The 8545-nt window shown below is 53.9% G+C and carries 5 protein-coding genes and 1 tRNA gene; 4 read left to right on the top strand and 2 right to left on the bottom strand.

The features are described from left to right. The first annotated feature begins 18 nt into the window (after positions 1-18). The 4 genes from CRO46_RS19690 to CRO46_RS19670 all read left to right on the top strand — a co-directional run bounded on the left by CRO46_RS19690 (position 19) and on the right by CRO46_RS19670 (position 3249). A tRNA-Met gene (locus tag CRO46_RS19690) sits at positions 19-95 on the top strand. Between the two features lie 1195 nt (positions 96-1290). Beyond that, a complete protein-coding gene (locus CRO46_RS19680) occupies positions 1291-1653 on the top strand; it encodes a hypothetical protein (protein ID WP_097109525.1) in 363 nt (120 codons plus the stop codon). Between the two features lie 31 nt (positions 1654-1684). Then, positions 1685-2164: a DUF4760 domain-containing protein gene (locus tag CRO46_RS19675; RefSeq protein WP_143439081.1), complete on the top strand. Its 480-nt coding sequence runs from the start codon at positions 1685-1687 to the stop codon at positions 2162-2164. Then, complete coding sequence (locus tag CRO46_RS19670; protein ID WP_097109523.1) at positions 2161-3249, top strand: COG3904 family protein; 1089 nt, start codon at positions 2161-2163, stop codon at positions 3247-3249. The genes CRO46_RS19675 and CRO46_RS19670 overlap by 4 nt, the downstream gene beginning before the upstream one ends. 313 nt (positions 3250-3562) lie before the next feature. Here CRO46_RS19670 and CRO46_RS19665 read toward each other — a convergent pair whose 3' ends face one another. Both CRO46_RS19665 and CRO46_RS19660 read right to left on the bottom strand, forming a co-directional pair. Then, complete coding sequence (locus tag CRO46_RS19665; protein ID WP_210421554.1) at positions 3563-6067, bottom strand: hypothetical protein; 2505 nt, start codon at positions 6065-6067, stop codon at positions 3563-3565. A 65-nt stretch (positions 6068-6132) separates the two neighbouring features. Then, the coding region (locus CRO46_RS19660) for an McrB family protein (protein WP_244577980.1) at positions 6133-8545 on the bottom strand (2413 nt) is incomplete at its 5' end.

Raw genomic sequence — 8545 nt, 5'->3', positions numbered from 1 at the left:
CGGTCGCTCAAGACTTACCGCGGGGTGGAGCAGCCCGGTAGCTCGTCAGGCTCATAACCTGAAGGTCGCAGGTTCAAATCCTGCCCCCGCAACCACTGAAACTTGTATGTCCTGCCATTCACGGCGCTTACCCTCAAGTTCCTCCGCACACAGCGCGAGGAACTTTTTGCGTTTGGCCTCCGTGTCCAGAACGCCCTTGTCGATCAGGTTGTGGAACTCGTACTCCTGAGCCGTCCGGAACTCCGCTTCCATCGCCTTGATCGTGTCCATCGTTGCCAGAATGCTCACGATCGCGCCGTGGACGTAAAGCTCGATGCCGTTGCCGTGTTCGGCCGGACCGATCACGACTTGCTGGATCAGCCCGCGAATGATGTTCACGAATGGCTGCTTGGTCTCGGTATCGGCGTGCTCCCGTAAGTAGTACATGAGCGCATTGATCACGCGTATCGAAAGGGCATTCGTCGACAGCGAAGGTTCGATAAGCTCTTTGATGAATGCGTCGAACTGTTGCTTCAGTTCCGGTGTGTCTGCGAAAAACGCGTATACGGGTGACGTGGTTGTCTTGAGTGTGGTCTTGGTCATAGAAATCTCCTGTTGGAGCGATGACGGCAGCCACGCAGACACAGGGGATCATATGCGGAAATAATTTCCGCATTGGTCCCCCGAGACGGGCAACCGGACCGTTAATGTCGGCGAGGTACTGGCGCTATCGCAATGAAGTGAAAGGATCAGTGGCTAGGGAACGCAATTGGTGACCGCAACAGGTCGCCATGCAGCGTTTTGTTTTGCAGTGATCCGGCTTCAAGTACAGGACAGACGTGCGACTGGTCTTCCCCATCTGGGGAGATAACGATAAAGGTCAACATAGCCTTCGGCCTTTCGAGAGAAGGTTGCGGGTCAGGCCTCTGTCGGTGTTCCTAGCACCGGTGGGGGCCGCTAAATCGCTGCAGAAATTCAATTTCTGGCGATGGATGAGAAGTAGTCCGGAGTCGCCTGTCCGGCAAGTTAAAAAAGAACACATCCGGAACAGAGCTCCGGGATGGTTAATGGAAGACGCGGGCGTCTTGGAGTACTGGGAAAGAACGGTGTCGCGGTGCCTTTCTATAGTGTTCAATCTGCGGCCCTCTCTGATTTCCGTTGGTCTGCATCCGGCCCAAATGTCGTCTTTTCTTGTGCCAAGGGTGTGACCCGATAGACCCGCCTTCAAACATGAATTATCATACATACTGAGCCAAATATTTTGGATTGTCTTCACGTTTGTGAGGAGAGCAATAGCTAGGGGACTTTGCATTGAATCGGTTAGTCGAAGTTGCGGTAGTGGCAGGTGCAACGTTATTCCAGGTTGGAGTTGTCGCCTCTGAAGAAAGCTTCTGGACCATACCGCTGGAAAAGGCTCAGTGCATTCTGGAGCACGCTACAAGCTACGCAGATCAGGGGGCTGATCCAGTGGTTATTATCGTTGATGCCTGCCCTGAGGTCCACATGGCAAAGGCCTTGGCAAGTACGGCGGTAAACACGGGAACTATGACTATGGGGCATGGAGACAGCGTTCTGATCTTTTCCTTGGCAGAACTGAAGTGTCTTTCAGAGCTTGAAATCAAGCCCGATGAGCACGGGCTAGTGAAGATATCCAAGGCTCTAAACTGTGGGTAGGCTAGATAAATGGTCTGCAGTTGCGCAAGTCGTGTCTGCTTTCGTCGTCAGTGTTTCTGTCATTGTCGCAGTAATGGCGTACCTCAATGAGTCAAATAAGCAGAGACGCCAATTCACGATGGAGTTGGCGCTTCCGTTTTTTTCGGGCGAGCTTCAGGATGCAAAGGAACGGTTGTTCCTCACAATTCAATCAATACAGATGAAGGTTGAACCGGCTCGGTTGGGTGCTTCGGACCTACAAACTTATATCGCCAAATCGGAAGAATTTTCCAACGCCTCGGATCGAAAACTGAACTCTGCGCTACTAGCGTTATCGAGCTTCTTTAACTCAGCAGAACGATGCACTCAGTCCGGACTTTGTGATGCGGAACTTATGCGTGATCTTATCTCCAAAGATGCAATGGCAATACACTGTGTTTTCTCGGGCTATTTGAACCAGATGGCCATTTCATCAAACACAACTGAACTCCTGTCGGGTCTGGCTTTTTTTAAAAGTGGAGAGTGTGAATGACTCCCAATCAAAAATGGGTGCATATTAACTTTCGAGTATGCTTTGGGAGGCTTTTCTTCGCTACGATGTTTTCGTTGTTTTTCACGAGTTTGGCTTCAGCTGCAGAGTTTACAGAGTTGTCGAACCTGCCAGTTCCGTTCGATGAGAAGGAAAGCGGAACGTGCACTCACAAGATGGAAGGAGAAATTCTGGCTGGAGATGCTGCTAAGTTGGCTCTGATGATTCAGAACTTGCCAGGCCAAGATCACGACGATCTGAATTTTATTATGTGCATGAACAGTCGAGGTGGTAGGTTAAACGAAGGCTTGGAAATAGGAGAGCTTCTTCGTGATAACTATTTCGGAACCTATGTGCCTGAGGGTGCAGAATGTCTCTCTGCCTGTGCAATAGCATTTATGCACGGCTCCGTTGCGGCGTGGGAGTATATCATAACATTCCGCATGTTGCACCCGCGTGGCAAGATTGGGTTTCACGCCCCATCACTTAGTGTCGATGCTGATTCAAACCAGATGGTGCCGTATGCGCTGGTTCAAAGCGCATACCAAGCAACAATGGATACAGTGTCTGAAATTGTTGCAGGTGCGGCAACTAGTGTGTCAGACTTCGCATCTCCTATAATTCCTATGTCTCTTCTTTCAGAAATGCTAGCTGTTGGCTCAGAAGACTTTGTGTATGTAGATAATTTGCACAAGGCTTTCATGTGGGGTGTAACTGTATTTCCCAAAAATCTGACGGCTCCTCCAGAGTTTGTTTTGGATGTAGGTTTGTATCAGCTTTGTGAGAATTCAGGCTACATGATTGATCCGAATTCCTACGATATGAACCCGCCTCGGGCCCTTAACTCAAATGATATTAAGTATGGTCAGATATCATATCACTGGACTGTGGAGATGCCGAACGATCACAAACTTATTTCTTTGGAAAACATTTGGAACCGACAGTGTTCATATAAGTATAGATCGAAGCAGGGTGACTTCGAGTTGCGGCGATATGTAGATGGTAAGTTAGAGAGAGAGGTTTTTATGCCGTCGGTGTACCTGTTCGCGCCGGAAACAAAATTGATAGAGATTGCTCCAAAGTTGTGAGAGATTGCGATAGATTTTGCTGGTCGCGCTTGTTGGTTTTTGATACATCGGTATCCGTAGTCAGTTCGCACCAATGGTTGAGGCTGCAACGTCAAGATGGGCGACTAAATTCTCCGAAATCGGCGCGGTAGAGTGGCAACTCAAATCAAACCCGCTGATCTTACAAGTCTCTGTGCAATCAGGCCCCCGCAACCAAATTACCGCGCGTTATCAAACGCTTAGGCGCCGCCCTCCAGGGCGGCGTTTGCGTTTCCAGCCCCCGTGGAAGCACTGTGGAAGCAAGAGGGGCCGAAGTCCTTCGGGGCGTTTCGCATCACCCGAAAGCACCGCGGATGCTATCCGCTTCGTGAATGTCACGATCAAAGAACTCGCCACAGCAAGGGCAGGCAACGTTTGTAAGCTGGTCCGCAATGGTGCGGTGGTAGGTTAGAATCAGACCATTCTTGAAAAGGGGCGTGCCACATCCGGAAAAGCAATGTGTTCGTCTCGTCGTCAGACCACAATCCTGACATGTCAGATCCCAGTAATCTCTGTCTTTCTTGGTTAGACGATGCTTGATGCCCGCAACCTCGTGGCGACGGCCGCAGCTGATGCAGAAACTGTCGCTGCGCCACTCGTCTTCGATCTTTCGGGGGGCCGGGAAGCTCGCCTGCAATTCCATTGCGACAAGCCGATGTAGATTGTGCCATTCCCTTGGATGTGGTGAAACGCGCACCACCCCTTGGCCGTGGTTTTCAGGGCTGTTCTGGCCGTAGTCACAATCGCGCCCCCATCGCAGAGGAGACGTTGGCTCCCCCACCACTTGACCTGCTGGTTGCAGGATGAAGACCCGTCGCGCGGCCTGACGATAGCCCCTAGCTTCGACAATATCGTGCAGAACCCTATCGAGTTCACCAGGGCGCCAACGTGTCCGAAACTTCGCGTCGAGGACAAGCCCTGTGGATGGCTCCGTCTCTTCCGCACCAAACACATCCGCGTTGCTGGCGTTCTTGGAGTTTCCTTCGCGGCGCTGGAAGGTTAGGCGGAAATCCGGACGGCGGCCATTGGGCAAGACAGGCTGAACCTCGAGCCTGCCGATCATTCCTACATCGACGCGATCGAAGCGCAGTTCGAAAGGACTGAGCGGCCCGCCGATGCCTTCAACGACACGGTCAAGCCAATCGTGCTCTGGCGTAAAGTCGAAGGTGTCGGTCAGCAGGGAAATGAGACGCACCAGGCACCAACGCTCGTAAATCGCGCTCGCATGAAGAATGCCGATGCGATCAATCTGCTCAATTTCTTGCCCTCCGATCCCAATTTTCTCAGCAAGTTCCTGCACCCTGTTAAAAGCGTTCAGCACCGATGCATAGGCTGGACTCTGTACAAAACGCATTCCCATGGGAAGCGAGGCGCTTGTTGCTACGCCTAACGCAGACCACACCATGTCCTGTGAACTCAGGTCTTCGCCGGCGCGGGAAAGTAATGCAGAAGCAGACATGGAAAGCTTTGCCCGCTGAGCGAGCTGAGATGCACGCCGGTCGCTGCTGCGGGCCTCTACGTGACGCTCCTCGAGCTCCGCACGTGTCAGCTTCCTAGTCCAGCCACTCTGCTCATAGCGCTCCCGCAACGCGGTCTTTTTCTCAAGACCTGGCGATCTGACATTCATATGGCGCACTTCCTCAAGCTCAAGGAGGCGCATCGAGCGATTTCGTGGATTGCGCCGGACGTTGCCGACTCCAGAGAACTCGAACAGGCGTGAACGCTTGTTCAGGTACTTTGATGCTTGTGTGACCAGCCGATACGGCTCCTCGGGCAATTGAACGATGCTGCTGGTGATGCCTAGCTTTTCGTCTTCCCAAGGGTCGACATCCAACCGCTTGTAGAATTGAGTCCGCGGCAAATAGTCATATGAGTTCTCCAGCTTGATACAAAAATCACGTACGCCTCCCTGACCTTGCAGCCCAGAGTTTGACCAAGAATTCACTGCTCCGATTGCAGCCTCCATCTCGGCAAGCTGGTTCCCGAAAATTTCGGGGTCTACTTTTTCGCTATCGGAGTCCAAGAGGTTGCGTGCGTGGTTGCGGGCACGCTCGGCCCGCGCCGAGAGCCGACGTGCTTGTGCTTCAGATGCATGTGCGATCCGCGATGAAAGCATTGCGCAGTACTGCACCATATGGCGCACAAAACGGTTGTCCGGAATGTCGGCATTATCTTCGGCGCCGCGCCCGGGATAGCTCCGCTGAGAGGGACTTCTGAGAACCTCCCGGAATGTTCGGGCATTTGGACGGAGTCGCCCCACGGGTTGTATTTGGTCGATTTCCGACAGCTCTCGCGCAGGATTGCCAACTACATGGCGAGCCGCACGGGCGAACTGGGACAATGCTTCGACCAGGTCCGCAGACTCCGATCTGATGACGCCACCAGTGGCCGAGCTTTGGCGGTTGAGGGCAAGTGTGATCAATTCATCACGAAAATCCGCGAGGTAGTCTTCGGCCTCGGTGCGTCCGAGGTCGAGGGAGACGTTCACTAAGAGCAGCTTCTCCGAGCCAACATGAAGCTCAAACTCGCCGAAGCTGCGGTGCAGCTCGCTTAGGTGAGTTTTGCGTTCGTGATCCCAGCCGTTGTCCTGTACCCACCACTCACGCCCTGCGGTATCGCTGACCATCAGCCAAGGCTGTCTCTCGCCGTCAGCTCCAACGAGGTATGGTACAGTCTCAACGGCTCGGTCGCTAAAGCGCAGTCCTACCCAAGGATGGAAGTCCCGAAACATCTGCGTTTCGGCCCGGTAGTGGCCATCATCGTCTTGCTCAATCTGGATCGGGTCGCTGGAAATCTCCATGCGACGCGCAATTCCGCGCTCCTGCCATTCAATCCGCAGGTAGTGCAGCGCAAAGTTAGGCAAAGTCATCGCATCCAGAAGTTCGCTACCTTGTTGCTGCCGTCCGCGAGCGCGATCAGGCGGTCAAGGTCGCCAACTGAGTTACCTTCGCCTGGCGCAACTTCGGGAGGTCCAAGTCGTTCGGCAAGCGCTTCGCGAAGCGACAAAAGCACGTCGCGTCGTTTGCGCCCGTCGGCAGTCGGACGGCTCGTGTCGAGAGCGATCTTCGGCAGGATCTTCTGGCGGACGATATTGTCCAGTGCTTTGTCGGGATCTATCCCAGTCAACTCCGCGGCTGCAAGGTATCCCAACGATTGGCGGACAGCACGCATTCCGAATTCTACCCCTAGCGGATCAAGATGGTCTCGCGCGAGGCCAGCCAAGAAGCTGGCCGCATCATTGCGACGGTCAAAAGGAGGGTACTCTGCGCGCGATCCAATGTCGTTTGGCGTCAGGCCCAAGTTGATTTCAGGATTCTCGGTCACGTCGGAAATTTCGGCTTCAATTTTATCCCAATCGGCCAACATAGGATTGTTGAAGCGTAATACATGGACGCGGTCTAGAACCTTGGGGGAGAGGTGGTGAGTAGTTTCATCCATGTTCACCGCTCCGAAGATCCAGACGTTTTCCGGAAATTTCAGGCTCGTGGGCATCCGCATGTGTGCCGAAAGTGCTCGGCGCAGGCGGCCATGGTGTACGAGAACGGATTCTGCATCGCGAAACCCGCCGAGTTGATGAAGTGCGTTGTTCGCTATGTCATTGGTTAGGATCTGCTCCAGTGTGGCAGCTTCGTCGAGGTCCGCCCGGCGGCGGGCCTCTGCTTCAAGTTCAAGAAAGACTCCGTGCTCCATCGCCAGATGGCGCTCTTCATCCGCAGTATAGAGATGGATTTCGGGTCGATGACCGCGACTCTCAAGAAGACTGAGAAAATCCGCGAAATAATGCTCCACTCTTGCGAGGTTCATCTCGTCAAGGCAGATAAAATATGGAACGTCGGGTGCTCTTGCGGCAGCCTGCAGGGCCAGCAGGAATGGAGTGGGGTGATAGCTACGCTCGATGGGGTTGTAGTAGCCAAGCAGGTCTTCGGGCCCGGTCCAGTTTGGTTTGACTGGGATGATGGCACACGTCCCACCAACCGCCTCAGCGACGGCGCGTACCAGACTAGTTTTTCCCGAGCCGGAATCCCCAGCAAGTACCACTAGATCCCGCGTACGCAACAAGGTAACGAAATTGCGTAACTGGTCCTGAGAATAAAGCAGCCCCGACCGTGCAAGCCGCGCCTGGAGCCACGGCGCTAGGCGCGCAATATCTCCTCCAAGGGCTTGCTCCAGGCTTTCGCCCCTAGCCCCCTGATCCTGCGGCGCCTTGGGAAGCACGAAAGCCAAGTCTTCTTCATCGATCAGACCGAGAGCCACCAGACGTCCACCTTTTTCCGTCAGGAGTTCCTCTAACTTCCGATAGCGCTCTTCCATGATATTCCTTTCCTGCTCTGCCTTTAGGCGGAGCTCCTTCAGCCGTTCGTTCTCTTCTGCCAGAAGCTCTTGTAATTCTTGGACCTCCCCATTGACGGCATCTCTTGATCGCTTGCCTTCTGCAATCTGTTCTTCGAATTTTGCGATCTGCTCATCGGCGTGATATCGAGCCGCTTGGAGCTCCGCTGCGATTCTTAGGCGGTGCTGGCGGTTTTTTTCTTCCTGATCGACCAGCTCACGGGAATCTCGAAGAATTTCGGCGCGTACAGCAGCCTCTATTTCGTCGCGTGCGAAAGCTGCAATTAGTCGCGCCTCATCCGGACCTCGAAGCTCAACCTTCCATTCTTGTGGCAAAGCACTCAGAAGGCGGAGCGTGCCGGCGCGGACGTTGCATTCATGCGGGTTATTCCGCTGCTCGCGCACGTTGGGCGGGGCAAGCTCGAGTTCCGCGATGGCCCAGTGTTTGCCTGTCACGGCGTCTGCAGGGTTTAGGCATGCATGAATCTCACGAGGCGCGACAAAGGCTTGCGTCCCCTTTCGCGGGTCTTCCTGAGGGTAAACGAGGCCATGACCATCCGTGGGATGCGTCAGATCGCACAAGAAGAAGACATCTGGCATGTCATCTCGCAACGAGCCGGTCAGGCGACCTACTACGAGGAGTGGTCCGTCGCTAACCATTCCCCACGCCTCGCGCAGTTCGTGCAGGCGGCTCAGGTCTTCTGTCCCAACAGTAGTCTTGCCCAGGCCGCGGGTCGCTTGGTCTCGTTTCGTGCCCCTCAATGCCGACCTCAATTCAGGATGTTGCGCGTTTTCTATAATTCGTCGGATAACAGGGCTCGATAGTGTCCCATCGGATGGTGTATGAATAGCCCCTAGATTTGTAGACGCCTTCTTCCCTAAATTTGAGGCAAGGAGGCCATCATGAGCACAGCCAAATTCAGTGACGATTTCAAACGCGATGCTGTTC

The organism is Parahoeflea halophila, from assembly GCF_900220985.1.
GTDB classification, from domain to species: Bacteria; Pseudomonadota; Alphaproteobacteria; order Rhizobiales; family Rhizobiaceae; genus Hoeflea; species Hoeflea halophila.
This window is presented reverse-complemented; position numbering and strand designations above follow the sequence as displayed.